Genomic DNA, 24,700 nt, shown 5'->3' with positions numbered 1-24,700 from the left:
GGCGGCATCGAACGATGGGAGGCGACGTGCTCGAGCTGCGACGCCTGCGCCTGCTGCTGGAGCTCTCGCAGCGCGGCACGATCGCCGCGGTCGCCGCCGCCCTCTCGTACAGCCCGTCGACGGTGTCGCAGCAGCTGGCGCTGCTCGAGCGGGAGGCGGGGGTCGCGCTGACCGAGGCCGACGGCCGGCGCCTGCGGCTCACCGACGCCGGGCACGCGCTGGCGGCGCATGCCGCGCGAGCGCTCGCGCTCGACGAGGAGGCGCGCGTCGCCCTCGCCTCGGCGACCGCGACGCCCGTCGTGCGACTCGCCGTCATGCCCACGGCTGCCGAGCACCTCGTGCCGCCTGCGCTCACGCTGCTCGCGGCCGACGCCCGACCCGTGCGCGTGACGATGGCCGAGCTGCCGCCCGAGGTCGCGCTCGACGAGCTCGCGGCGCGCGGCTTCGACCTCGTCGTCGCCGAGCAGTACCCGGGCCACTCGCGCCCGCTGCGCGAGGGCGTCGAGCGCACGCTGCTCGGTCACGACCCCATCCGCATCGCCGTGCCCGACGACGACCCCGCGACGTCGATCGCCGAGCTCGCGGGACACGCGTGGGCGCTCGAGCCGGAGGGCGCCGCGGTGCGCGCGTGGTCGGTGCAGCAGTGCCGCGCCGCCGGCTTCGAGCCCGACGTGCGCTTCGAGGCGACCGATCTCGTGGCCCATGCGCACCTCGTCGCCGCGGGGCACGCCGTCGCGATGCTGCCCGATCTCGCGCTCGTCGGCGGTACCGAGGGCATGCGGCTGCTCGACCTGCCCGGGTCGCCCGTGCGCGAGGTGTTCGCGGCGACGCGCGTCTCGTCGCGGGGCGACGCCGCCGTCGCTCGCGTGCGTCGGGCGCTCGCCGAGGCATTCGCGGCGTTGCCGACGCCCGCGCGCCCGTAGGGTCGAGGCATGCAGAACCTGCTCGACGGCCCGCCCGAGACGCTCCTCCCCGTCGACTCCGGCGCGCACGCGCTCGGCGCGGGCTCGCACGAGCGCGACGTCGCCGCCGCGCATCCCGACTCGGTGCTCGCGTGGGCGATGCTCGCCGAGGAGGCGCTCGCCTCGGGCGAGACGATCGAGGGCTACGCGTTCGCCCGCACGGCGTACCACCGCTCGCTCGACGCGCTGCGGCGGGGCGGCTGGCGCGGCCAGGGCCCCGTGCCGTGGTCGCACGAGCCGAACCGGGGATTCCTGCGCTCGCTCGCAGCGCTCGCGACCGCCTCGGAGGCGCTCGGCGACGCGGCCGAGGCCGAGCGCTGCCGTACCTTCCTGCGCGACTCCAGCGCCGAGGGCGCCGAGGCGCTGCTGGGCTGACGCCGCGACGCCGCCGTCAGGCGCGACGCACCGCGCCCGAGCCGGGATCGACGAGCAGCAGGCGCTCGACGTCCTCGGCGAGCGCGGCGACGTGGCCCTCGGCGAGCGCCTCGTCGGTGACGAGCACGTCGATCTCGTCGAAGGCTGCGAAGGTCGCGAGCCCGGCGACCCCCCACTTCGTGGCGTCGGCGACGACGACGGTCGTGGCCGCCTGCGCCATGAACGCGCGGTTCGTCTCGGCCTCGAGCAGGTTCGGCGCCGTGGCGCCGCGCTCGGGGTCGATGCCGTGGCAGCCGATGACGAGCGTGTGCAGGTTGAGCTGGCGGATGCCGCTCGTCGCGATGGGCCCGACGAGCGCGCCCGAGATCGTGCGCACGCCGCCGATGAGGATGACCGTCACGCCCGCGACGCCGGCGAGCACGTCGGCGACGGCGGGCGCGTTCGTGACGACCGTGAGGCCGTCGAGGTCGTCGCGGTCGGCGAGCACGCGCGCGAGCTCGAGCGTCGTGGTGCCGGAGCCGATGCCCACCGCGGTGCCGGGCACGACCAGGTCCGCGACGGCTCGGGCGATCGCGCGCTTCTCGCCCGGCTGCAGCAGCGCCTTGCGCTGCGGCTCGGGCTCGGCCTCCTCGTGGAGCAGCGGCAGGCGCGCACCGCCGTGCACGCGCTCGACGACGCCTTCGGCCTCGAGGCCCTCGATGTCGCGCCGCACGGTCATGGGCGACACGCCGAACCCCTCGGCCAGCTCGGAGATGCGCACGGCGCGCTGCGAGCGCAGCAGCTCGAGGATCCGTGCCCGGCGGTCGGTGGCGAGTGGGACATGCACCATGCGCGCTCCTTCGAACAGATTCGCCCACAAAGTCACACAAAAGCGAACAGAATGTCATAGTATCGGTCCATCGCATCGTGGCGCACCCCGCGCGCGCTGCTGGTGGGGAGAGAGACCGATGACACGAGTGACGGCGACCACGCTGGCCGACGGCCGCGAGCTGCTCTACTTCGATGCCGACGGCAGCCCCCAGCGCTCCCCGAGCCCCGATCGACGCGAGCTCGACGCACGCCCCGCCACGCCGGACCTGCGTCGCGACCCCCTCACGGGCGAATGGGTGACGTTCGCCGCAGCCCGACAGGGACGCGTGCACCTGCCGCCCGCCGACCTCGATCCGCTGGCGCCGCAGAGCCCGACGAACCCCAGCGAGATCCCCGACGACTACGAGGTCGCCGTCTTCGAGAACCGGTCGCCGGCCTTCGGCCCCGCGCTGGGCGGCACCGTGCACGACGAGGACGGGCTCGAGCGTCGGCAGCCGTCGATCGGCCGCTGCGAGGTCGTGTGCTTCAGCCCGGAGCACACGGGCTCGTTCGCGACCCAGACGCGCATGCGGGCTCGCACGATCGTCGACGCCTGGGCGCATCGCACGGCGGCCCTGAGCGCGATGCCCGGCGTCGAGCAGGTGTTCGTCTTCGAGAACCGCGGCGTCGAGATCGGCGTCACGCTGCACCACCCGCACGGTCAGATCTACGCGTATCCGTACGTCACGCCGCGCACGCAGCAGCTCGTACGCGCGATCCGCGAGCACGACGGCGACCTGCAGGGCGACGTGCTCGCGTCGGAGCTCGGCGGGGCACGGCTCGTCGCCGAGACGTCCCACTGGGTCGCGTACGTGCCGTTCGCCGCCCGCTGGCCGCTCGAGCTGCACGTGCAGCCGCGCAGGCACGTGCCCGATCTCGCCGCGCTCGACGAGGCCGAGCGCGACGACCTCGCGGGGCTGTCGCTGCGCCTCCTGGGCGCCGTCGACGCGCTCTACCCGACGCCGACGCCCTACATCGCCGCATGGCACCAGGCCCCCGTCGGCGCCGACCGCGACCTCGTGCGCCTCACCTGGCAGATCACGTCGCCGAGGCGATCGGCCGACCGGCTGAAGTTCCTCGCCGGCTCGGAGGCCGCGATGGGCGCGTGGGTCGGCGACACGACCCCCGAGGTCGGTGCCGAGCTGCTGCGCGGCGCCCTCGCACGCGTCGACGCCCTCGCCGAGACCTCGGCGCACGAGGGTGCGGGACGGGAGCGCACCCATGCGTGACGTGGCGACCGACTTCGAGCGCGCCTTCGGCGCCGCACCCGAGGGCACGTGGTCGGCGCCCGGGCGCGTCAACCTCGTCGGCGAGCACACCGACTACAACGGGGGCGCGAGCCTGCCCATCGCGATCGATCGACGCACGGCGGTCGCCGCGGCCCTGCGCGACGACGACGTCGTGCGCGTCGGCACGGCCTTCGCCGACGGCATCGTCGAGATGCGCATCGCCGACCTCGCCGATGCGGCGGGGTGGAGCGCCTACCCGCTCGGCGTGCTCTGGGCGCTGCTCGACGCCGAGACGGCAGCCGACCGCGTGCGCGGCCTCGACCTGTGGATCGACTCCGACGTGCCCGTCGGCGTCGGGGTGTCGTCGTCGGCCGCGCTCGAGGCGGCCGTGTGCGTCGCCGCTGCCGAGCTCTGGGGGCTGCCGACGACGCGCGAGGCGATGGTGGCGATCTGCCAGCGCGCCGAGAACGTCGTGGCCGGCGCCCCCACGGGCACGCTCGACCAGTCGGCTGCGCTCCTGTCGCATGCCGACGCCGCGCTGCTGCTCGACTTCGGCGCCGACACGGTCGAGACGGTGCCGCTCGGACTCGATGCCGCGGGCCTCGCCGTGCTCGTGATCGACTCGACCGTGCGCCACGACCACACGAGCGGCGGCTACGGCGTGCGCAGGCGCGAGTGCGAGGAGGCCGCCGCCCTGCTCGGCGTCGCGCTGCTCGCCGACGTGCCGGCCGCGGGGCTCGAGGATGCCCTCGCTCCCCTGCCCGAGGCGCTCGCGCGCCGCGCGCGGCACGTCGTCACCGACACGCTCCGCTGCCGCGAGGCCGCCGCCGCCGTGCGCGACGGGCGCCCCCGCGACCTCGGCCCCATCCTCACGGCCGCGCACGCCTCGATGCGCGACGACTTCGAGGCATCCGTGCCCGCCGTCGACGCCGCTGCCGACGCCGCCGTCGCCGCCGGCGCGCTCGGTGCTCGCATCACGGGCGGCGGCTTCGGCGGCGCGTGCATCGCGCTCGTCGACGTCGATCGCGCCGACGAGATCGCCGCCGCCGTGACAGCGCGCGTCACTGGCGCCGGGCATCCGACACCCACGACCTTCACGGTGCGCGCCAGCGCGGGAGCCGGGCGGGCAGACCGATGACGCGGTGGCTCGTGACGGGCGGCGCGGGCTACATCGGCGCGCACGTCGCCGAGGCGCTGCTCGCAGCGGGCCGCGACGTCGTCGTGCTCGACGACCTCTCGAGCGGCCACCGTGCCTTCGTGCCGCACGGCGCCGAGCTCGTCGAGGGATCGCTGCTCGAGCGCGCCACGCTCGAGCGCGCGCTCGCCGGCGACGTCGTCGGCGTCGTGCACCTCGCGGGCTACAAGTACGCGGGCGAGTCGGTGCGGCGCCCCCTGCACACCTACCGGCAGAACGTGACGGGCACCGTCGAGCTGCTCGACGCCATGCGCGCGGCGGCCGTCCACCGCATCGTGTTCTCGTCGAGCGCGGGCGTGTACGGCTCCCCCGACCTCGACCGCGTCACCGAGACCACGCCCACGGCGCCCGAGTCGCCGTACGGCGAGTCCAAGCTCGTCGGCGAGTGGCTGCTCGACGACGAGCGCGCCGCGGCCGCGCTCGACGCCAGGCCGTTCGCGGGCGTCGCACTGCGCTACTTCAACGTCATCGGCTCGAGCAGCGACCGCATCCGCGACACGAGCCCGCACAACCTCGTGCCGAAGGTGCTCGCGATGCTCGCCGACGGCCGCACGCCGCAGATCAACGGCGACGACTACCCGACGCCCGACGGCACCAACGTGCGCGACTACGTGCACGTCGCCGACGTCGCGCTCGCGCACGTCGCCGCCGCCGCTCGTCTCGAGCGCGACGAGCCGCTCGAGCCCGTCTACAACCTCGGCTCCGGGCACGGCGCGTCGAATCGCGAGCTCATGCGCGCGATCGCCGCAGCGACCGGCGTCGCCTTCGACCCTGTCATCGCACCCCGCCGCTCGGGCGACCCGGCGGCGATCGTCGCCGACGGCACCCTGGCCGCGCGCGACCTCGACTGGCGGATGCGGCACACGATCGACGAGATGGTCGCGTCGGCATGGTCGGCCTCGCAGGCCGCGAGCGCCTGACGGGCGACCCAGCACCGAGCCGCGCGCTCGGCGCGTCCTGACGCGCACCCTCGCGGGCATCCGACGAGCGCCCGGCGTCCCTCGGCATGACGACGTCCCGCGAGAGGACACGCGTGCCGTGACGGCAGCAGCCTTCGAGACGCACGACGGGCCCGGATCCCCTGGATCCGGGCCCGTCGTGCTGCGGCGACGCGTCAGCGTCGAGCGTGCATCCGTGCGCGCGAGCGGACGCCGAGGCCGAGGCCCAGCAGCGCCAGCATCCCGGCTGCGACGAGGAGCACCGTCAGCGCCTCGCCATCGCCACCGGTCTGCGGCAGCGACCCGGCACCGGCCCCCGCGCCGCCGGAGCCAGGCTGACCCGGCTGACCCGGCTGACCGGGCTGCCCCGGCTGACCCGGCTGCCCCGGCTGGCCAGGGCCGGGGTTCGGCTCCTCCGGCTCCGGCTCGACCGGCGCAGCAGCGACGACGCCAGCGTCGAGCACGCGCACCGCGCTGTCGCCGAAGCCCTCCGCCGAGGCCACGACCTCCGCGGTCAGCCGTGCGCCGACCGCATCGGCCGGGATCGCCACCGTGCCCGCGTCGGCAGCGGCCGCGTCGCCGTCGGGTGCCGCGAGCGGCACCCCGTCGAGCAGCCATCGCACGACCACGACGGCGTCGGCGGGGTCCGTCGACGCCGCCACCGCCACGGTCGTGCCAGCGACGGCCTCGCCGACTAGCGCGACGCCCGTCACGACCGCGCTGCGGTCGAAGGCGACGGTCGTCGTCTGCGTCTGCGTGCCATCCGCCGACGTCACGACGACCTCCGCGGCACCGCCGAGCTCGTCGCTCGCCTGCGTCACCGCGACCGTCGCGGCGCCGTCGAGGGCGAATGCGTCGACCCGCGGATACGCGGACCCTGCCGAGGCGACCTCGTACGCGAACGTCTCGGGGTCGAAGCCGTCGATCGGCTCGCCGTCGACGCGCAGCTCGACGAGCGACGCGGTCGAGGCGGGAGCGACCAGCAGGCCGCGGACCTCGACCTCCGACACCACCATGTGCGTGCTCGGCTGCGCGGTCATGACCACCCGCACGGCGTCCGCTCGGACGCCCGACAGGTCGGCCTCCGCGAACGGCGCCCCGCTGCCGGGCACCGTCACGGGCACGGGGTCGCCGACCGGCGTCCAGGCGCCGTCGACGCGCGCCTCGAACTGCACGCTGCTCGCCCACGACGAGCCATCGCGGAAGAACAGCACACGACCGTCGACGAGCGTCGCGGGCTCGGCGAGCACGTACGAGAGCGTGTCGCTCGGGTTCTTCGTGCCGCTGCGCCAGTTCGACCATCCCTTGTCGACGAGGTCGCCGTTGCGCGTCGCGTCGGCCGAGTAGCCGGGCTCGGTGAACGTCGCCGAGGCGACGACGCCGTCGAGCGTCAGCAGGTTCGCGGGAGCGCCCGCGGTGACGAGCACCGTCAGCGTGGCGGCGAGCGGCGTGCCCGACGCGTCGGCCGTGCCGGGCACTCGCACGGCACCCGGTGCCGCGAGCGACGCATCGTCGACGTCCGACAGATCCCACGTCACGGGCACGTCGAAGGTCGAGGCGGATGCGCCGACGCGCGCCGGCACCGTGGCGGGCACGGCCTCGGCGAGCGCCGCGGCCGTCGTGCCCTCGACGACCGTGATCGACACGGGGTCGGTGCGGGTGAACGCGCCGACCTCGACGGTCGCCTCGACGGCGAGCGGCTGCCCGTACAGGTCGGTCGCGCTCCCCTGCACCGTCACGGTGCCGGGCTGCGACCAGTCGGCGCCGTCCGTGCTCCACGTGACGGCGACGGGTGCGCCCGCGCCCCAGGCGTAGAGCGGCTCGACGGTCGACGGCAGCGTCGGTGCGACGCCGACGGGCGTCTGCACGACGACGTCGGCAGCACCGAGCGCCGTGAGCGTGCGCGGCGTCCATCGCTGGTTCGAGGCATCCGACGTCGTCCAGACGCCGACGGCGGTGCCCGGCGTCGTGCCCTGGCCGTTCACGTCGAGCACGCGCCCGGTCGCGACGTTGAGGAACGAGAACGTGCGGCCGTCGCGAGTCGTCGCGACCCACGTCGTCGACGGCTGGGCGATCGCGTCGGCAGCCGTCGACGCGACGAGCTGCGTGCCTGACGCGCCCGCGGCGAGGAATCGACCGTCCCCCGCCTCGATCGCGAAGCGCAGGTCGTTGGGCCTGCCCTCGGCCGCGGGGGCCTCGTGGAAGGTGAACGCCTGCGCCTGTGCGGCCTCGGCGGTCGTCGGCAGACCCTGCAGCGACAGGGCGTTGCCCGACGTCGCCGGAGCCTGCGCCGACAGCGGCAGGCCGCTCTGCACGCCGGCGAGCGAGACGGCGTCGCCGTCGTCGAACGCGAGCGCGTCGTCGGCGACGCCCGAGACGCCGTCGACGACGAACGTCGTCACGGAGTCGGCGGGCACCTCGAGGGTCGCCGTCATCGACGTCGGGTCGATCGCGACGGGCGTGCCCTCGACGAGCGCGTTCGACGACGGGGCGTCGATCGAGTCGGCCTCGGTCGTGACGACCGGCGTGACGGTCGCACCGGGTGCCAGGTCGGCGAACTGCGACAGGTCGAGCGTCACGAGGCGAGCGTCACCGGAGTTCACGTGCACGATCGCGACGCCGTCGCCCTCCGGCGTGATGGCCGAGGTCGTCTGCGCGTCGTCGGTCGCGATGATCGTCGAGCCGGGCTGGATGTAGTGCGTGAAGTTGCGCAGCGTGTCGAACTTCGAGTTCGTCACCACCTGGCAGCGCGCCTCCTCGGGCAGCGGATCGCCCTGCGACCATCCGGCGTCGGCGAGCCTGCGCACCGAGTAGCCCTCGGTGCCCGGCTCCGCGCAGTCGAAGTCGACGAACACCGAGCCCCAGTTGAGCTGCTCGACCCGCTCCATGTTGTAGAGGTCCTCGACCTCCTGCCACAGCACGTACGCGTCGGGCTGCAGGATCCGCAGGTCGTTCGTGATGTGCTGGGCGATGCCGAGGCCGCCCTCGATCGTCAGCGGGTCGAACCCGTCGCCGCTGACCCAGTTGCCGCCGACCTCGCTCATCCACAGCGGCAGGCCCTCGGCGCGTGCGATGTCGCGCGTCACCTCGCGGCCGTTCGTGCCGTACGTGTGCACGTTGATCTGGTCGACGTCGTCGCGCGCCTCGGTCGAGTACGCGTTCCAGGCCGTGTTGAAGCGGCCCGGGTTCGTCTCGTCGTTCGACGAGATGTCGGTGTCGAGGCCGGCGTCGACGAGCGCCTGCTCGACCTCGGCGAGGATGGCCTGCTGCTGACCGGGGCCGGGACCGGGGCAGATCTGCGCACCCTCCTGCGTCCGGCCGCCGAGCGCGGGGAACTGCTGCCCGGGCGGCAGGCTCGTGCCCCAGTAGCCGTTGCACGGCTCGTTGAAGGGCGCGAGGGTCTGGAAGTCGATGCCGTGCTCCGACTCCATCTCGGCGACGACCGTCGCGAGGTAGGTGGCGAACGCCTCGGCGACCGCGGGGTCGGGGATGACCGACTCGTCGGTCGAGGTGAGGCTGCCCGTGGAGAAGCCGCTGTTCGTCATGAAGTACGGCGGCGAGTTGCTGAACGCCTCCCACACCATCTCGTCGCCCTGCTCCGCGGCGATCGCGTCGACCCACCAGCGCTGCGTCGCGTCGGCGTCCATGTCGTACGAGGCCGGGTCGGCGGGATCCCACTCGGCGAGGAAGTCCGCGCGGTCCTCGTAGGTGGAGGTGGCGCCGAGCGTCGGGTCGAGGTTCTCGGCCCACCATCCCTCGACGGCCGCGCCGGGCCGCAGGTAGTCGGGCACGTCGCTCGCGTTGCCGCCGCCGATGTTGTAGCGCGCGACGTTGAGGTCGAGCCCCTCCTCGCCGAAGAGCCGGTCGAAGAGCTCCTGCCGCAGCTCGGGCGGATAGTCGCCGGTCGCGTTCGCGAACCACACGAGCGACGTGCCCCATCCCTGGAACTCGCTGAGGGCGTAGGCGGGGTTCGGGGTGATCGTGACCTCGGTCGCGGCGGACGCGGGCGGCGCGGGAGCGGTGACGAGCACCCCTCCCGACACCGCGGTCGCGATCGCCAGCGCTGCGGCCAGGCCGCGTCGTCTGGATGCGTGCATCGTCTCGACTCCTTCGTCGATGGTGGGTCCGGCAGGCATCGCCGGCGGTCGCTGCAGGAGCGGGCCGCTCGGATGGAGCGGCTCGCGTCGGTCGTGGGCGGTGGTCGGGTCGGTCAGGCGTCGGCGCGCAGCACGAGCACGCCGCGCGCGGGGACGACGGCATCGCTCGAGCCGTCGGAGGCGACGTGGACGCGACCGAGCGCGTCGCCGTCGATGGCGATCGGCTCGACGCCGCGGTTCACGAGGAAGCGCCACGCGCCGCCCTCGCCGCGCTCCACGAGCTCGACCCGGCCGCGCAGCGACTCGGGCAGCGTGCTCTCGACGCCTGCCGCCTCCAGCACGCGCGCGAGGAGCGCGGCGCGCAGCTCGGTGCTCGGGATGGTCGCGACGTACGCGGCGACGCCGGCGCCGGCGGCCCCGGCTCGGAGCGTCGCGGCGGGCCCGCCGGCCGCGGGGCCGTCGTCGAACGTCGCGAGCACCTCGGTGCCCTCGGCGACCTCGACGCGCTCGCTCCACAGCGTCGCGGGCGAGCCGTCGACGTGGATCGTCTCGTCGCCGAGCACGGGCAGCAGCTCGTCGACGCGCACGCCCAGCAGGTGGCGCAGGCGTCCGGGATAGCCGCCGAGCTCGGTGTGCAGGCGCTCGTCGGCGATGCCCGCGTAGGCCGTGACGAGCACGGAGCCGCCCGCGGCGACGTGCGCGTCGAGCCGGTCGCGAAGGTCGTCGGTGACGATGTGCAGCATCGGCACGATCACGAGCCCGCGCCCGGGCAGCGGTGCGCTCGCGGGCACGACGTCGGCGCGGATGCCCGCGTCGAGCAGCGCCGTGTACCAGTCGAGCGCCTCCTGCTTGTAGCGCAGCAGCGACGAGGGCTGCGAGTCGAGGTCGACGGCCCACCACGACTGCCAGTCGAAGAGGATCGCGACGTCGGCCGCGTGCCGCGGTGCGCCTGCGACGTCGGCGAGTCGGTCGAGCACCTCGCCGAGCCCGACGACCTCGCGGAAGATGCGGGAGTCGCGGCCGGCGTGCGGCACCATCGACGAGTGGTGGCGCTCGGCGCCGCCGCGCGACTGCCGCCACTGGAAGTAGGCGATGGCGTCGGCGCCGTGCGCGAGGTGCGTGAGCGCGTCGCGCGCGAGCTCGCCCGCCGGCTTCGCGACGTTGACGTGCTGCCAGTTGACGGCGCTCGGCGAGTGCTCCATGAGGTACCAGGGCTCGCCGCCGGCGACGCCGCTCGTGAGGTTGGCCGAGAAGCTCAGCTCATCGAGGTCCTGCGGGCCGGGGTGGCGATAGTGGTCGTTCGAGACGAAGTCGACCTCGCTCGCCCAGTCGGCGTAGTCCATGGCCTTGGTCTCGCCCATGATCATGAAGTTCGTGGTGATGGGCACGTCGGGCGTGATGCGGCGCAGCACCTCGCGCTCGGCGACGAGGTAGTCCTTCAGCGCGTCGGACGAGAAGCGGGCGAAGTCGAGCTGCTGCGTCGGGTTCGCGAAGGAGGTCGTCGCCCGCGGCGGCAGGATCTCGGCGAGGTCGGCGTAGCGCTGCGACCAGAAGGTCGTCGACCAGGCCTCGTTGAGCGTCGCGACGTCGCCGTAGCGCTCGCCGAGCCACTCGCGGAAGGCGGCGGCCGCCTCGTCGGAGTAGTCGTGCACGTTGTGGCAGCCGAGCTCGTTGCTCACGTGCCATGCGGCGAGCGCGGGGTGCGAGCCGTACCGCTCGGCCATGCGCTCGACGAGTGCGAGCGCATGCTCGCGGAAGATGCGCGAGGTGGGGCGCCAGTGCTGCCGGGCGCCGGGCGAGAGCACCGTGCCGCGCTCGTCGACGGGCAGCACGTCGGGGTGCAGGTGCGTGAGCCACGGCGGAGGCGACGCGGTGGCGGTCGCGAGGTCCACGGCGATGCCGTGCTGGTGCAGCAGGTCGAGGATCTCGTCGAGCCAGTCCCAGTCGAAGCGCTCGGGCTCCGGCTGCAGCATGGCCCACGAGAAGACGCCGACGGTCACGATCGAGACCCCGGCCTCGCGCATGAGCTCGACGTCCTCGCGCCAGACCTCCCGGTCCCACTGCTCGGGGTTGTAGTCGGCGCCGTAGCCGATGCGGGCGCGGCCGTCCGGCCAGCGCACCCAGCGCTGCACGTGGGTCATGGGATCCGTTCCTGAGAGGGGCGTCGTGGGGATGGCGGGAGGGCCCGTGGATGGGCGGCCGTCGCGGCCGCCCATCCACGGGCCGAGGCTCACTCGATCGTGAAGCCCTGCTCCTGGCCGTACGCGTCGATCTGCTCCTGCCATGCGGCGAGCCCGTCGACGATCGTCGTGTCGCCGACGTAGGCCTGGCCCACGGTGTCGTTGAAGATCGAGTTCGCGTAGACCTGGTACGGCAGGTAGCTCCAGCCGTCCACGACGTTCGCCGACGACTCGGCGAACACCTGGTTCGCCTGCTGGCCGCCGAAGTACTCGAACTCGACGTCGAGGAACTCCTGCGACTCGAGGTCGGCCGTCGTCGCCGGGAAGGCGCCGGCGTCGAGGCGCAGCTGCACGCCGTCGCCCGTCGTCGCGTACTCGAGGAAGTCGTACGCGAGCGCTGCCTGCTCGCTGGCGGCGGTCACCGCGAGCGACGAGCCGCCGTTCTCGGCCGAGGCTGCGCCGCCGTCCTCCCACTGCGGCATGGGCGCGACGCGCCAGTCGCCTGCGGCGTCGGGGGCACCCGACTCGAGGTTCGCGGGCATCCATGCGCCGGTCGTGATCGACGCGATCGTGCCGTCGTTCATGCCGGCGAACCACTCGTCCGACCAGCTCGACACGGGAGCGAAGAGATCCTCGTCGAGCATCGGCTGCCAGATCTCGGCGTAGCGCGCGGCGTCGCCCTCGAGGTCGATGCCGACGGTGGTGCCGTCGACCGTGAAGGGCTCGGCGCCCGACTGCCACATGAGGCTCGTGGCGAGGCCGGCGTCGCCGGTGTCGTTCGTGATCGAGACCGAGGGGTCGGCGGCGCGCAGGTCGCGGGCGGCCTGCAGGTAGTCCTCCCACGTCTCGGGCACGGCGACGCCGAGGCGCTCGAACACCTCGGCGTTGTAGAACATGGCCATGGGGCCGGAGTCCATCGGCATGCCGACGATCGCGTCCCCCTGCGAGACGGCCGACCACGGGCCCGGTGCGAAGGTGCCGTCGAGGTCGGCAGCGCCGAGCTCCGAGATGTCGGCGAGCGAGTCGGCGATCGCGAACTGCGGCACGGCGAAGTACTCGATCTGCGCGATGTCGGGCACGCCGCTGCCTGCCTGGATGGCGTTCTGCAGCGCCGTGTACTGGTCGTTGCCCGTGCCCGCGTTGACGAGCTCGATGTCGACGCCCTCGTTCTCGGCCTCGTAGGCCTCGACGACGGCCTCGAGGGTCGGCTCCCATGCCCACACGGTGAGCGTGCCGCCCGCCTCGGCGGCGGCGTCGGGGTCCTGGGTGCCTGCGGAGCAGCCTGCGAGCGCGATGAGGCTCGCGCCGGCGATGGCTCCTGCTCGCAGTGCGGTGCTGTGATGGTGCTTCATGGCATGCCCTCGTCTCTTCATCGGGGTGGGCGCCGATCGATGCTGCGATCGGGGGTCTGTGGTGGTCATTCCTTGACGCTGCCCGCGGCGAGCCCCGACTGCCAGAAGCGCTGCAGCAGCAGGAACAGGGCGATGAGCGGGATGATCGCGAGGAGCGAGCCGGTGATGACGAGATCGAAGATCGCGTCGCCACCCGCGGTGGTGGCCTGGTTGTTCCAGGCGTTGAGGCCGATCGTGAGCGGATACCAGTCGGGGTTCCGCAGCATGATCAGCGGCAGGAAGTAGTTGTTCCACGTCGCGACGGTCGTGAACAGCAGCACGGTGACGATGCCGGGCCCGAGCAGCGGCAGGCACACGGAGCGGAAGATGCGCAGCTCGCTCGCGCCGTCGACCCGCGCCGCCTCGATGAGCTCGTCGGGGATCGACTCGCTCGCGAACACCCACATGAGGTACAGCCCGAAGGGCGAGATCAGCGACGGCAGGATGACGGCGAGGGGCGTGTCGGTGATGCCGATGCGCGCGAACATGAGGAAGGTCGGCACCGCGAGCGCCGTGCCGGGGATCGCGACGGCGCCGAGCACGACGGCGATCGCCGCGGTGCGTCCACGGAAGCGGAACTTCGCGATGGCGTAGCCGCCGAGCGTCGCGAGCAGCGTCGCGCCACCCGCGCCGAGCACGACGTAGAGCAGCGTGTTGAGCAGCCAGCGACCGAAGATGCCGTCGCCGTAGGCGAGCACGCGGCCGATGTTGTCGAACAGCGCGAACTCGCCGCCGAACCAGAGCCCGAAGGTCGAGAACAGGTCGGCCTGCGTCTTCGTCGCGTTGATGAGCAGCCACACGAGCGGCAGCAGCGTGTAGATCACGACGACGGCCATCGCGATGGTCAGCAGCACGCTACGGCGCTTGCGCGGCCCGCCGACGGCGCGCGCGCGCCGGCGATGCGCGCGCTCGGAGGTGGGGCGCAGCGACGAGGGCCGACGGCCGGTGACGCCGGGGACGATGACGGGGGCGCTCATCGCTGCTCCTTCCGCATCCCGCGCAGCTGCACGAGGTAGGCGATGACGGCAGTGAGGATGCCCATGAGGATGGCGACCGCGGCGGCGAGACCCTGCTGCTGGCCCGAGAACGACAGCTCGTAGGCCCAGATGTTGGGTGTGAAGTAGCTCGTGATGGCGTTGGGGGCGAGGTTCCTGAGGATGCTCGGCTCGTTGAAGAGCTGGAAGCTGCCGATGATCGAGAAGATCGTGGCGATGACGAGCGCGCCACGGATGGCGGGCAGCTTGATCGCGGTGATGACGCGCAGCTCGCCCGCGCCGTCGATCTCGGCCGCCTCGTAGAGCGACGTCGGCACCGTGCGCAGCGCGGCGAAGAAGATCAGCATGTTGTAGCCGACGAACTGCCAGGTCACGATGTTGCCGATGGCGGCGAGCACGGTGTCGGGGGCGAGCGGCGAGGCGATCGACGTGCCGAGGATCTCGTTGAACGAGCGCACGAGCCCGAATCGGTCGCCGTACATGAAGCCCCACATGAGGGTGGCGACGACGGCGGGCACCGCGTAGGGCAGGAACACCGACAGCCGTACGAAGGCGGCGCCGTGCAGGCGACCCGAGTCGATCGCGAGCGCGACGAGCAGCGACAGGAACAGCATGATCGGCACCTGCACGAGCAGGAAGAGCACGACGTTGCCGACGCCCGACCAGAATCGTGCGTCGCCGAGGATGCGGGCGAAGTTGTCGAGGCCGACGAACTGCACGCCGCCCACGAGGCGATCGGCGAAGAGGCTGAGGAAGAGCGCGTACGCGATGGGCGCGAGGAACACGAGCGCGAAGACGATGGCGAACGGCGCGAGGAACCCCAGGCCCGCCACGCGCGGTGCGCCTGCGCGTCGGATGCGCGTCGTGCTCGTCATCGAACCCCCTCGACCCGCGGCGTCGCGGCGTCGTTCGTCCTCGCTCGCGGATCGAGCGGAGCCACGCCCCGTGGTGGCGGCGATGACGGTAACCTATCAGAAGAGAACGGAAACGCACAATAATGAAGAGAAGTGAACATCCGTCCAGCGAAGGAGCAGGACCCATCATGCGCACCGCACCGCACGCCGCGGGCGTCCTCCACCTCCGTGCCGGCGGCACGAGCGTCGTGCTCGACCTCGACGCCGGCCGCCTCCCCGCCATCGTGCACTGGGGTGCCGATCTCGGCGACCTCTCGCACGCCGCGCTCGACGGCATCGCCGTGGGCGCTCGGCCCCAGCGCATCTCCGGCGGCCTCGACCGACCGGGCAGGCTCACGCTCGTGCCGCAGGAGTCCGACGGCTGGCTCGCGACCCCGGGACTCGCCGGCCACCGATCGGGTCGCGGCTTCACGACCGCCCTCGCGACCGCGGGCGTCGACGTCGACGCCGACGGCGCGGGCGTCACCGTGCGCGCCGCCGACGTCGACGGCGGGCTCGAGGCGCGCATCCGTCTCGAGCTCACGCCGCACGGCGTGCTGCGCTCGCGCATCGCGCTGACGAACGTCGGCGACGATGCGTACACGCTCGACGACCTCCACGTCACGCTGCCGCTGCCCGACGACGCCGACGAGATCCTCGACACGACGGGCCACCATCTGCGCGAGCGCGCGCCGCAGCGCCGCCGCCTCACGATCGGCGCGCACGTGCGCGAGAGCCGTCACGGTCGGCCCGGCGCCGACGCGAGCCTGCTGCTCGCCGCCGGCGCACCCGCCTTCGGCTTCGAGCGCGGCCTCGTGCACGCCGTGCACGTGGCCTGGAGCGGCAACCACCGCATGCTCGCCGAGCGCACCGTGACGGGCGAGACGCTGCTCGGCGCCGGCGAGCTGCTGCTGCCCGGCGAGATCGTGCTCGCGCCGGGTGCCGTCTACGAGACGCCGTGGATCGTCGCCAGCTGGGGCGACGGGCTCACCCGGCTCTCCGGCCGCATCCACGACCACCTGCGTGCTCGGCCGCAGCATCCGCGCCGCGCCCGACCCGTGACGCTCAACACGTGGGAGGCCGTCTACTTCGACCACGACCTCGATCGGCTCACGGCGCTCGCCGACCGCGGCGCGGCCGTCGGCGTCGAGCGGTTCGTGCTCGACGACGGCTGGTTCCTCGGCCGCCGCGACGACACCGCCGGCCTCGGGGACTGGACGGTGGACCCTGCCGTGTGGCCCCAGGGCCTCGCGCCGCTCGTGCGCCACGTGCGCGACCTCGGCATGGAGTTCGGCCTGTGGGTCGAGCCCGAGATGGTGAATCCCGACAGCGACCTCGCGCGAGCGCACCCCGACTGGCTGCTGCGCGGCCGCGACGAGCTGCCCGTCTCCGCGCGGCAGCAGCAGGTGCTCGACCTCGCGAACCCCGACGCCTGGACGCACGTGCGCGACCGGCTCGACGCCCTGCTGCGCGACCACGACATCGCGTACCTGAAGTGGGATCACAACCGCGACCTGCTCGAGGCGGGCGACGGCCCGGGCGGACGTGCGCGCGTGCACGACGGCGTCACGGCGCTCTACGCGCTGCTCGACGACCTGCAGGCGCGGCACCCCGGCCTCGAGATCGAGTCCTGCGCATCCGGCGGTGCGCGCGTCGACCTCGGCATCCTCGAGCGCACGCAGCGCGTCTGGACGAGCGACACCCTCGATCCCGTCGAGCGGCTCGCGATCCAGCGCTACACCGGCCTCGTCGTGCCGCCCGAGATGCTGGGCGCCCATCTCACGAGCCCGCGCGTGCACTCGACGGGCCGCACGGTGTCGCTCGAGCTCAGCGCGGGCGTCGCGCTGCTGGGACACCTGGGCATCGAATGGGACCTCACCGCGCTCGACGATGCGGGGCTCGCGCGCATCGCGCACTGGGTCGCGCTGTGGAAGCGCCATCGGGGCATGCTCGCGACGGGCCGCGTCGTGCACGCGGACCTCGCCGACGAGAGCGTCGACGTGCGCGGCGTCGTCGCCGACGACGGTGCCGAGGCGCTCGTGACGATCACGCAGGTCACGTCGAGCCGGTCGCACCCGGGGGCTCGCGTGCGCATCCCCGGCCTCGACGCCGCCCGCGCCTACCGCGTCACGACGCTCACGCCCGACGATGCCGACACCCCGGGGCAGTCGCCGCTCGACTGGGCGCGCGGCGTGACCCTGAGCGGTGCCGCGCTCGCGCACGTCGGGCTGCGCGCACCGGCGCTGCTGCCGCAGCAGCTCGCGCTGCTGCACCTGGAGGCCGCCGACTGAGCACGGCCGGCGGGGCGGCGGGCGCGGATGCCCGCCGCCCTCCTCACGCGCGGTCGTGCAGCGTGATGCGGTAGCCGTCGGGGTCGACGAGCGTGCACGTGCGACCGAAGGGGCCGTCGAACGGCGCGACGGCGATCGCGTGGCCGTCGGCGACGAGCGCGTCGTGGATCTGCTGCACGTCGGTGGCGTGCAGCCAGAGGGCGACGCCGAGCCCCGGGTGCGAGGCATCGAGGTCGGTGCCCTCGACGAGGTCGCGCAGCGCGAAGGCGACGGGCGTCGTCGTGAACACGACGGCGTGCGGCGGTCCGGCGGGCGAGCGCTCGAGGCCGAGGTAGCGCTCGTAGAACGCCTGCGAGGCTGCGAGGTCGCGGACCTGCAGCGAGACGAAGTCGGGACCGGTGACGGGCATGCTGCCCTCGCTTTCATGTCAGTTGGTTGACACGAGGGAGTCTATGTCAGACTACTGACATGCACCAGGCGTCCGACGGCATCCATCTCGACTCGTCGCTCGGCTACGCGCTCAAGGAGGCGTCGAGCGCGCTGCGCTCCGCGATGGAGGAGGCGCTGCGCCCGCTGGGCATGACGATCACGCACTACTCGTGCCTCGAGCTGCTCGCGCAGGGACCCGGCATGTCGGGCTCCGAGCTCGCGCGCGGCGCGTTCGTCACACGGCAGTCGATGCACGTGCTGCTGCAGACGCTCGAGCGCGACGGCGCCGTCGAGCGGCCGCCCGAGGACGCGGTCGGCAAGGCCCTCCCCGTGCGCCTCACGGCACGTGGCCGCGCGAGCCTCGCTGCCGCGACCGTCGCGGTGCGCGACGTCGAGCGCCGCATGCTCGACGGCCTCGGGGACGCGGAGCAGCAGCGGGTCCTCGACGCGCTGCACCGCATGACGCGGTCGCTGCGCGCCGACGCGCCGCGTGGCGCCTAGCGCTCGGCGTTCATCCCCGCCCGCGAGATCGTGATCATCTCGTCGCGCGGCACGACCTTGATGCGAGCGCGGCCGTGCGGCTCGCCCAGCGACATCTCGTGTCCGTCGAGACGGATCCAGCCGGCGATGTCCGTCCAGTCGACGCCGCGCTCGGCGAGCAGCGCGGGGATGGCGTCGGCGCTCGCGTCCTCGGGCGTCCACCACGAGAGCTCGTCGGAGAGCAGCTGCTCGATCGTCTCCTTCGCGTCGGACTTCGTGTGGCCGATGAGGCCGACGGGTCCGCGCTTGATCCAGCCGGTGGCGTACACGCCGGGCAGCGGGCGCACGCCGTCGACGACGCGGCCGGCCTCGTTGGGGATGACGCCGCGCAGCTCGTCGAACGGCACGCCCGGCAGCGGCGACGAGAAGTAGCCGATCGCCCGGTACACGGCCTGCACGGGCACGTCGCGCAGCTCGCCGGTGCCCTCGATGCCGCCCTGGCCGTCGGGGCGGGTGCGCTCGACGCGCAGGGCCGTCACGCCGTCGTCGCCGACGATCTCGACGGGCCGCGACCAGAAGTGCAGGTGCAGGCGACGCGATGCCGCGCCGGTCTCGCGCTGCCGCCACTGGTCGAGCACGCGCGAGATCACGAGGATCTGCTTGTTCGCCTTGCGCGACTCCTCGTCGGGGTCGACGCCGAAGTCCTCGTCGTACAGCACCATGTCGACGTCGCGCAGCTCGCCGAGCTCGCGCAGCTCGAGCGGCGTGAACTTCACGTCGAGCGGGCCACGACGGCCGAAGACGTGCACGTCGGTCACGGGCGAGGCCTCGAGGCCCTCGACGACGTTGGCGGGCACCTCGGTGGGCAGCAGATCCTCGGGATGCTTCGCGAGCATGCGGGCGACGTCGAGCGCGACGTTGCCGACGCCCAGCACCGCGACGCCCTCGGCCTCGAGCGGCCACGTGCGCGGCACGTCGGGGTGGCCGTCGAACCACGACACGAAGTCGGCGGCGCCGTACGAGCCTGGCAGGTCGACGCCGGGGATCACGAGCGGCGCATCCTTCACGGCACCCGTCGCGAAGATCACCGCGTGGTAGTGGCGCTGCAGATCCTCGAGCTGGATGTCGACGCCGAAGCGCACGTTGCCGAAGAAGCGCACGACGCCCGACTCGAGCACCTCGCGCAGCGCCGAGATGATGCCCTTGATGCGCGGGTGGTCGGGCGCGACGCCGTAGCGCACGAGTCCGTACGGCGCGGGCAGGTGCTCGAACAGGTCGATCGACACGTCGCCGCCGGTCTCGGCGACGGACTTCTTGAGGATGTCGGCGGCGTAGATGCCTGCGGGACCGGCGCCGACGACGGCGACGCGGAGCATGGTGGGCATGGGGGTCCTCTCGAGCGCGCGGTGCGCGACTAGCGGGTGCGGGTGACGAGGGATGCGGCGAACGCGTCGAGCGCGTCGCGCACGGGGCCGACGGGCAGCGCCGTCAGCGCCTCGTGGGCTCCGTCGCGCCACCGCTCGGCCTCGGCGAGCGTGTCGACCGTCGCGGCATGCTCGCGCAGCCTGGCGACGGCGTCGGGGAAGTCGTCGCCCTTGCGCTCGATGTCGGCGAGCAGCGCGGCCGCGTCGGCATCCGACTCCGCTGCGGCCCGCAGGCGCAGCAGCGGCAGCGTGATGACGCCCGCGCGCAGGTCGGTGCCCGCGACCTTGCCGGTCTCGGGCGACGACGACAGGTCGAGCACGTCGTCGACGAGCTGGAACGCGACGCCGATGCGCTCGCCGAAGTCACGCAGCGGCTGCCGGTACGCGGGATCCGCGTTCCCCGTGAGGGCACCGAGCTCGGCGGCCGAGGCGATGAGCGAGCCCGTCTTGTCGGCGAGCACGCGGATGTAGTGCTCGACGGGATCGGCGTCCTGCGGCCCCAGCGTCTCGTGCAGCTGCCCGAGGCACATGCGCTCGAACGTGTGCGCGTGGATGGCGGCGAACTCGGTGCCGAGGCGCGCGCCGACGGCGCCGGCGCGGGCGAAGAGCAGGTCGCCCGCGAGGATCGCGACCGAGTTGCCCCAGACCTCCTGCGCTGCGGGGACGCCGCGACGCAGCGTCGCCCTGTCCATGACATCGTCGTGGTACAGGCTCGCGAGGTGCGTGATCTCGACGACCTCCGCCGCCGAGACGACGGCATCGGTCACGCCGTCGCCGAGCTGCGCGGCGAGCATGACGAGCATGGGACGCGTGCGCTTGCCGCCCGCATCCTTCAGGTATCGCGTCATCGAGTCCGCGATCGGATCCGTGAGCGCGACGTCGCGGTCGAGCGCCTGCTCGACGAGCACGAGACCGCGCTCGAGGGCGTCGACGAGCTCGCGCTCGGGAGGGGCTGCCTCGTCGAGCGTGATCCCGAGCGAGGCGGCGAGGCCGCTCACGCCGTCGCCTCGTCGGCGGCGGGTCGCTCGATGATGGCCATGCGCATCGTCTGCTCCGTGGGCTTGCGGCCGCGGTGCAGTGCGACCGCGCCCATCGTGAGGTTGCGGTGCGCGACGCGCGTGAAGCCGGCGCCGCGGATCCACCGCGAGAGGGTCTGCTGGTCGGGCCACGCCTCGATCGAGTCGACGAGGTACCGGTACGACTCCGGATTCGACGATGCGAGGCGGCCGACGACCGGCACGGTGCGCATGAACGCCTTGTGACCGGCGCGCGCGACGCCCAGCGGCGGCTTCGAGGCCTCGCAGACGAGCAGGCGACCGCCGGGCTTCAGCACGCGGAAGAACTCCGACAGCGCAGCCTTGGGGTCCTGCACGTTGCGGAAGCCGAACGAGATGGTGACGGCGTCGAACGTCTCGTCGCCGAAGGGCAGCTCCTGCGCGTCGCCCTGCACGAACTCGATCTCGGGGTACCTGCGGCGCCCCTCGTCGATCATGCCCGCGCTGAAGTCGAGCGCGGTCACGAGCGCGCCGGCCTTGGCCATTGGCGCTGACGACGTGCCGGTGCCCGCGGCGACGTCGAGGATGCGCTCGCCCGGCTGCGGCGCGACGGCGCGATTCATCTGCAGTCGCCAGAGCCGGTCGTTGCCGAGCGTGAAGAGCCCGTTCATCAGGTCGTATCGCTTGGCGGTGGCGTCGAACATCGCCGCGACCTCGCTCGGGTCCTTGCCCAGGTCCGCTGCCCCCACGGCATCCATCCTACGGTGGCGCGCATCCCACGTCGGAGCCGATCCGACGCGCATGCGCTGCGAGCGTAGGCTGGCTGTCGTGCAGGCCCAGCGACGACTGCGCGTCGTGACGACGCGCGCCGCCCACGGTCGACTCATCGCGCACACCGACGCGAGCGCCCCGCTGGCGTTCGTGCGCTCGGGCGATGGGCTGGTCGGGGTGGGTGAGGCGCTGCGCATCACGGTGTCCGGACCCGAGCGGATCGCGGATGCCGCGGCGGCGTGGGATGCGCTGGTCGCGGCCGCCGACGTGACCGACGAGGTCGGCGCCCACGGCACGGGCCTCGTGGCGTTCGGCACGTTCGCGTTCGCCGACGACTCCGCCGCGGAGTCGGTGCTCATCGTGCCGCGCATCGTGCTCGGCCGCCGAGGCGACGACGCGTGGACGACCCGCATCGCCGTCGACGACGAGCCCTTGCCCGAGCCGTCGCCCAAGCGCGAGGTCGACGACGTGCGCGTCGCCCTCTCCCCCGGCACCATCGATCCCGAGCGGTACGCGGCGATCGTCGGCGAGGCCGTCGCAGCCATCCAGGCGGGCGAGCTCGAGAAGGTCGTGCTCGCACGCGACCTCGTGGGAGCGCTGCCTGTGGGCGCCGACCTGCGCAGCGCCCTGCTGGGCCTCCGCCGCCGCTATCCCGACGCCATCACCTACGCGGTCGACGGCCTGCTGGGGGCGAGCCCCGAGATGCTCGTCGCCGCGCGCGACGGTCGCACGTTCACGCGGGTGCTCGCCGGCACGGCGGCGCGCGGCGCGACGCCCGAGCTCGACGGCGAGGCCGCCGAGGCCCTCGCGGTGCACCCGAAGGACGTCGGCGAGCACCGCCTCGCGGCCGAGTCGGCCCTCGAGTCCCTGCGCCCGATCTCGCGCGACCTCGCGACGAGCGGGCCCTACCCGCTGCGGCTGCCGAACCTGTGGCATCTCGCGACCGACATCACCGGCACCCTCGAGGGCTCGGTGCTCGACGCCCTCGCGGCGCTGCATCCCACGGCAGCCGTCGCCGGCACCCCGCGCCCGATCGCCCTCGCACGCCTCGCAGAGCTCGAGGGCATCGACCGCGGGCGCTACGCGGGGCCGGTCGGGTGGCTGGACGCGTCGGGCGGCGGCGAGTGGGCGATCGCGCTGCGCGGCGCGCAGGTCGCGGCCGACGGGTCGATCCGCGCGTTCGCGGGCGCGGGCATCGTCGCCGACTCCGTGCCGGCCGACGAGCTCGCCGAGACGGCCATCAAGCTGCGCCCCATCGTCGACGCCTTCGGCGACCCCCTGCCCCCGCGCCCCGTGCTCGAGTAGCCGCCTCGTCGCGTATCGCAGGCGATCAGGGGTGGCGGAGGGAAGATGCCCCTCCGACCCCACGGATCGCCTGCGATGCGCGACGGCGTGCGGTGCCGCTCGCGACTAGGGTCGTCGGATGCCCGAGACCGCAGCCGCATCCATCACGCTCGCGATCGTGCCGCAGGTCGTCGACGTGCTGCCCGGCGAGCTCGTCATCGAGCACGATGCCGACCCTGGCGCGCACGTCGACGCCGACGGGGTCGTGGCGATCGTGCGTGCGCCCGACGGGACGACGGTCATCCGCGCAGCGGTCGACGCCGACGTCGACCGTTGGGTGGCGCTGTGGACCGGCGGAACGGCCCACGGGCTCGACGCCCCTGGCATGACGGCCTCGATCGCAGCGCCGCTCTCGGCGGCCGGCCTCCCCGTCTTCGTCGTCGGCACCGCGACGGCCGACCTCGTGCTCGTCGCCACCGACGACCGCGATCGCGCGCTCGCCGTGCTCGCCGACGCCGGGCACTCGATCGTCGGCTGACGCACGCGGCCCCGACGGCGAGCGCTCAGGCTCTCGTCACGTACGGCCGGCGCTCGCGAGGCGGGCGGCGCAGCCGGGCGCGACGACGCGGATCGTCGATGGCGGGTTCGCCGCCAGCAAGCGCGCGGGGCGGACGGGACGACGCACGAGGTCGCCGCCGCAGTTCGGGCACTCGTGCCCCATGCGCTCGGCGCACGACGCGCACCACGTGCACTCGAACGTGCAGATGAACGCGAGGGACGCGGGCGGCAGGTCGACGTCGCAGCACTCGCAGCCGGGGCGCAGCTCGAGCATCAGCCCTTGCCCTTGCGCTTCGAGCCCGACGAGTCCTTGCCCTTGCGCTTGCCCTTGCCCTTTGCCTTGCCCTCGCCCTTGTCCTTGCGCTTGCCCTTGCCCTTCGCGGACTTCGACGTCGCCGACTCCTCGGCCTTGGACGTCGACCGCTTCCTCGTCGTCGCGCCCTTCGCCTTCGCGCCCTTCGGCTCGTCCGACCCGGCGAGCGCCGGCGACGCCGCGAGCGCCTCCTCGGGGATGCCGCCGAGGGCGACGAGCCGCTCGCGCTCGGCATCGACGTCGTAGTCGGCGACGGGCCACTGGGGGTCGATCGCCTCGAGCGCCTCGATGAGCAGCTCCTGCACGGCGAGGCGCGCGTACCACTTGCGGTCGGCGGGCACGACGTGCCACGGCGCCGACGCGCGCGCCGTGCGGTCGATCGCGATCGCGTAGGCACGCTGGTACTCGGCCCACATCGTGCGCTCGTCGACGTCGCCCGGGTTGTACTTCCAGTGCTTGTCGGGCCGGTCGAGGCGCTCGAGCAGCCGGGCTCCCTGCTCGCCGTACGAGATGTGCGGCATCACCTTGACGAGATGCACGCCGTGGTCCGCGAGCTGCCGCTCGAAGTCGACGATGCGCCCGTAGCGCTCCTCGACGACCTCTGGCTTCGACAGCCCGCGCACGCGATGGATGAGCACGTCCTCGTAGTGGGATCGGTCGAAGACGCCGATCTGCCCGGGCTGCGGCAGCGCACGCTCGATGCGCCAGAGGAAGTCGTGACGGCGCTCGGCGGGCGTCGGCCGCTTGAACGACGTGATGCGCACGCCCTGCGGGTCGACGGCCCCGACGACGTGGCGCACGAGCCCGCCCTTGCCTGCGGTGTCCATGCCCTGCAGCAGCAGGAGCACGCTGCGGCCGTCGCCCGCGGTCGCGGAGGCGTGCAGGCGCTCCTGCAGCTCGGCGAGGTGCGCCGCGCGCTCGGCGAGCAGCGCCTCGCCCGCTGCCTTGTCGCCCGTGAAGCCGGGCGTCGAGCGCGGGTCGATCTCGGCGAGGCGCACGCCTCGGCGGGCGTGCCGGACAGCTGCGGGGATGTCGCTCATGGCCAGAGCAT

General features: G+C 73.5%; 20 protein-coding genes and 1 pseudogene. 9 read left to right on the top strand and 12 right to left on the bottom strand.

What is annotated here, in order from left to right; all coding sequences use genetic code 11:
* Positions 1-26: 26 nt before the first annotated feature.
* Positions 27-923: a LysR family transcriptional regulator gene (locus tag FS793_RS11630; protein ID WP_144720673.1), complete on the top strand. Its 897-nt coding sequence runs from the start codon at positions 27-29 to the stop codon at positions 921-923.
* Between the two features lie 9 nt (positions 924-932).
* Entirely contained in the window at positions 933-1,337 is a 405-nt protein-coding gene (locus FS793_RS11625; protein WP_144720672.1) for a DUF3151 domain-containing protein, read from the top strand.
* Between the two features lie 16 nt (positions 1,338-1,353).
* Here the strand turns inward: FS793_RS11625 and FS793_RS11620 are convergent, their stop codons facing one another.
* A complete protein-coding gene (locus tag FS793_RS11620) occupies positions 1,354-2,166 on the bottom strand; it encodes a DeoR/GlpR family DNA-binding transcription regulator (protein ID WP_144720671.1) in 813 nt (270 codons plus the stop codon).
* A 118-nt stretch (positions 2,167-2,284) separates the two neighbouring features.
* Here FS793_RS11620 and galT point away from each other — a divergent pair, with 118 nt between their 5' ends.
* From galT to galE, 3 genes are read left to right on the top strand one after another with little or no spacing between them, the layout of a single operon-like run.
* Positions 2,285-3,415 carry a galactose-1-phosphate uridylyltransferase gene (galT, locus tag FS793_RS11615; protein ID WP_144720670.1) on the top strand — a complete coding sequence of 377 codons (1,131 nt, stop codon included), beginning with the start codon at positions 2,285-2,287 and terminating at the stop codon, positions 3,413-3,415.
* Positions 3,408-4,553 (top strand): galactokinase, encoded by a 1,146-nt coding sequence (galK, locus tag FS793_RS11610; protein WP_144720669.1) that lies wholly within the window; start codon positions 3,408-3,410, stop codon positions 4,551-4,553. The genes galT and galK overlap by 8 nt, the downstream gene beginning before the upstream one ends.
* Positions 4,550-5,530, top strand: a complete 981-nt coding sequence (gene galE / locus FS793_RS11605; protein WP_144720668.1) for a UDP-glucose 4-epimerase GalE — start codon at positions 4,550-4,552, stop codon at positions 5,528-5,530. The genes galK and galE overlap by 4 nt, the downstream gene beginning before the upstream one ends.
* Before the next feature lie 194 nt (positions 5,531-5,724).
* Here the strand turns inward: galE and FS793_RS11600 are convergent, their stop codons facing one another.
* The 5 genes from FS793_RS11600 to FS793_RS11580 form a co-directional block, all read right to left on the bottom strand.
* A complete protein-coding gene (locus FS793_RS11600) occupies positions 5,725-9,645 on the bottom strand; it encodes an Ig-like domain-containing protein (protein WP_186329478.1) in 3,921 nt (1,306 codons plus the stop codon).
* 113 nt (positions 9,646-9,758) lie between these two features.
* Positions 9,759-11,786, bottom strand: a complete 2,028-nt coding sequence (locus FS793_RS11595; protein WP_144720666.1) for a beta-galactosidase — start codon at positions 11,784-11,786, stop codon at positions 9,759-9,761.
* Between the two features lie 89 nt (positions 11,787-11,875).
* Positions 11,876-13,177 (bottom strand): ABC transporter substrate-binding protein, encoded by a 1,302-nt coding sequence (locus FS793_RS11590; protein WP_144720665.1) that lies wholly within the window; start codon positions 13,175-13,177, stop codon positions 11,876-11,878.
* Positions 13,178-13,242: 65 nt separating this feature from the next.
* A complete protein-coding gene (locus FS793_RS11585; protein ID WP_144720664.1) occupies positions 13,243-14,193 on the bottom strand; it encodes a carbohydrate ABC transporter permease in 951 nt (316 codons plus the stop codon).
* Positions 14,190-15,086 (bottom strand): carbohydrate ABC transporter permease, encoded by an 897-nt coding sequence (locus FS793_RS11580; protein ID WP_144720663.1) that lies wholly within the window; start codon positions 15,084-15,086, stop codon positions 14,190-14,192. Before FS793_RS11580 ends, FS793_RS11585 begins: the two co-directional genes overlap by 4 nt.
* A gap of 167 nt (positions 15,087-15,253) precedes the next feature.
* Here FS793_RS11580 and FS793_RS11575 point away from each other — a divergent pair, with 167 nt between their 5' ends.
* Complete coding sequence (locus FS793_RS11575) at positions 15,254-17,395, top strand: alpha-galactosidase (RefSeq protein WP_144720662.1); 2,142 nt, start codon at positions 15,254-15,256, stop codon at positions 17,393-17,395.
* Positions 17,396-17,438: 43 nt separating this feature from the next.
* Here FS793_RS11575 and FS793_RS11570 read toward each other — a convergent pair whose 3' ends face one another.
* The gene (locus tag FS793_RS11570) at positions 17,439-17,804 is read right to left on the bottom strand and encodes a VOC family protein (protein ID WP_144720661.1); all 366 of its coding nucleotides are present in this window, start codon (positions 17,802-17,804) and stop codon (positions 17,439-17,441) included.
* 59 nt (positions 17,805-17,863) lie between these two features.
* On the opposite strand from FS793_RS11570, the gene FS793_RS11565 reads away from it, so the two are divergent.
* The gene (locus FS793_RS11565) at positions 17,864-18,325 is read left to right on the top strand and encodes a MarR family winged helix-turn-helix transcriptional regulator (RefSeq protein ID WP_144720660.1); all 462 of its coding nucleotides are present in this window, start codon (positions 17,864-17,866) and stop codon (positions 18,323-18,325) included.
* Here FS793_RS11565 and FS793_RS11560 read toward each other — a convergent pair.
* Genes FS793_RS11560 through FS793_RS11550 form a run of 3 tightly spaced genes read right to left on the bottom strand, consistent with a single transcriptional unit; the run spans position 18,322 to position 21,472 of the window.
* Positions 18,322-19,689, bottom strand: a complete 1,368-nt coding sequence (locus FS793_RS11560) for an FAD-dependent oxidoreductase (protein ID WP_144720659.1) — start codon at positions 19,687-19,689, stop codon at positions 18,322-18,324. The two genes, FS793_RS11565 and FS793_RS11560, sit on opposite strands and share 4 nt — an antisense overlap.
* Before the next feature lie 29 nt (positions 19,690-19,718).
* On the bottom strand, positions 19,719-20,726 hold the full coding sequence (locus tag FS793_RS11555; RefSeq protein WP_186329477.1) for a polyprenyl synthetase family protein: 1,008 nt from the start codon (positions 20,724-20,726) through the stop codon (positions 19,719-19,721).
* Positions 20,723-21,472: a class I SAM-dependent methyltransferase gene (locus FS793_RS11550; RefSeq protein WP_186329476.1), complete on the bottom strand. Its 750-nt coding sequence runs from the start codon at positions 21,470-21,472 to the stop codon at positions 20,723-20,725. Before FS793_RS11550 ends, FS793_RS11555 begins: the two co-directional genes overlap by 4 nt.
* A 52-nt stretch (positions 21,473-21,524) precedes the next feature.
* On the opposite strand from FS793_RS11550, the gene FS793_RS11545 reads away from it, so the two are divergent.
* Both FS793_RS11545 and FS793_RS11540 read left to right on the top strand, forming a co-directional pair.
* Entirely contained in the window at positions 21,525-22,799 is a 1,275-nt protein-coding gene (locus FS793_RS11545) for an isochorismate synthase (RefSeq protein WP_144720658.1), read from the top strand.
* A gap of 118 nt (positions 22,800-22,917) precedes the next feature.
* Positions 22,918-23,316, top strand: a complete 399-nt coding sequence (locus tag FS793_RS11540) for an ACT domain-containing protein (protein WP_144720657.1) — start codon at positions 22,918-22,920, stop codon at positions 23,314-23,316.
* Between the two features lie 36 nt (positions 23,317-23,352).
* On the opposite strand, the gene FS793_RS11535 is transcribed toward FS793_RS11540, so the two are convergent.
* Together FS793_RS11535 and FS793_RS11530 are read right to left on the bottom strand one after the other, a co-directional pair.
* Positions 23,353-23,610 (bottom strand): DUF1272 domain-containing protein, encoded by a 258-nt coding sequence (locus FS793_RS11535; RefSeq protein WP_144720656.1) that lies wholly within the window; start codon positions 23,608-23,610, stop codon positions 23,353-23,355.
* 248 nt (positions 23,611-23,858) lie between these two features.
* A pseudogene (locus tag FS793_RS11530) lies at positions 23,859-24,689 on the bottom strand (PPK2 family polyphosphate kinase); the annotation flags it as partial.
* Positions 24,690-24,700 lie beyond the last annotated feature (11 nt).

It is taken from the genome of Agrococcus jejuensis (genome assembly GCF_007679035.1).
Lineage (GTDB): Bacteria > Actinomycetota > Actinomycetes > Actinomycetales > Microbacteriaceae > Agrococcus > Agrococcus jejuensis_A.
Note: the sequence above shows the minus strand (reverse complement) of the source record. Positions and strands in the feature narration are given on the sequence as shown.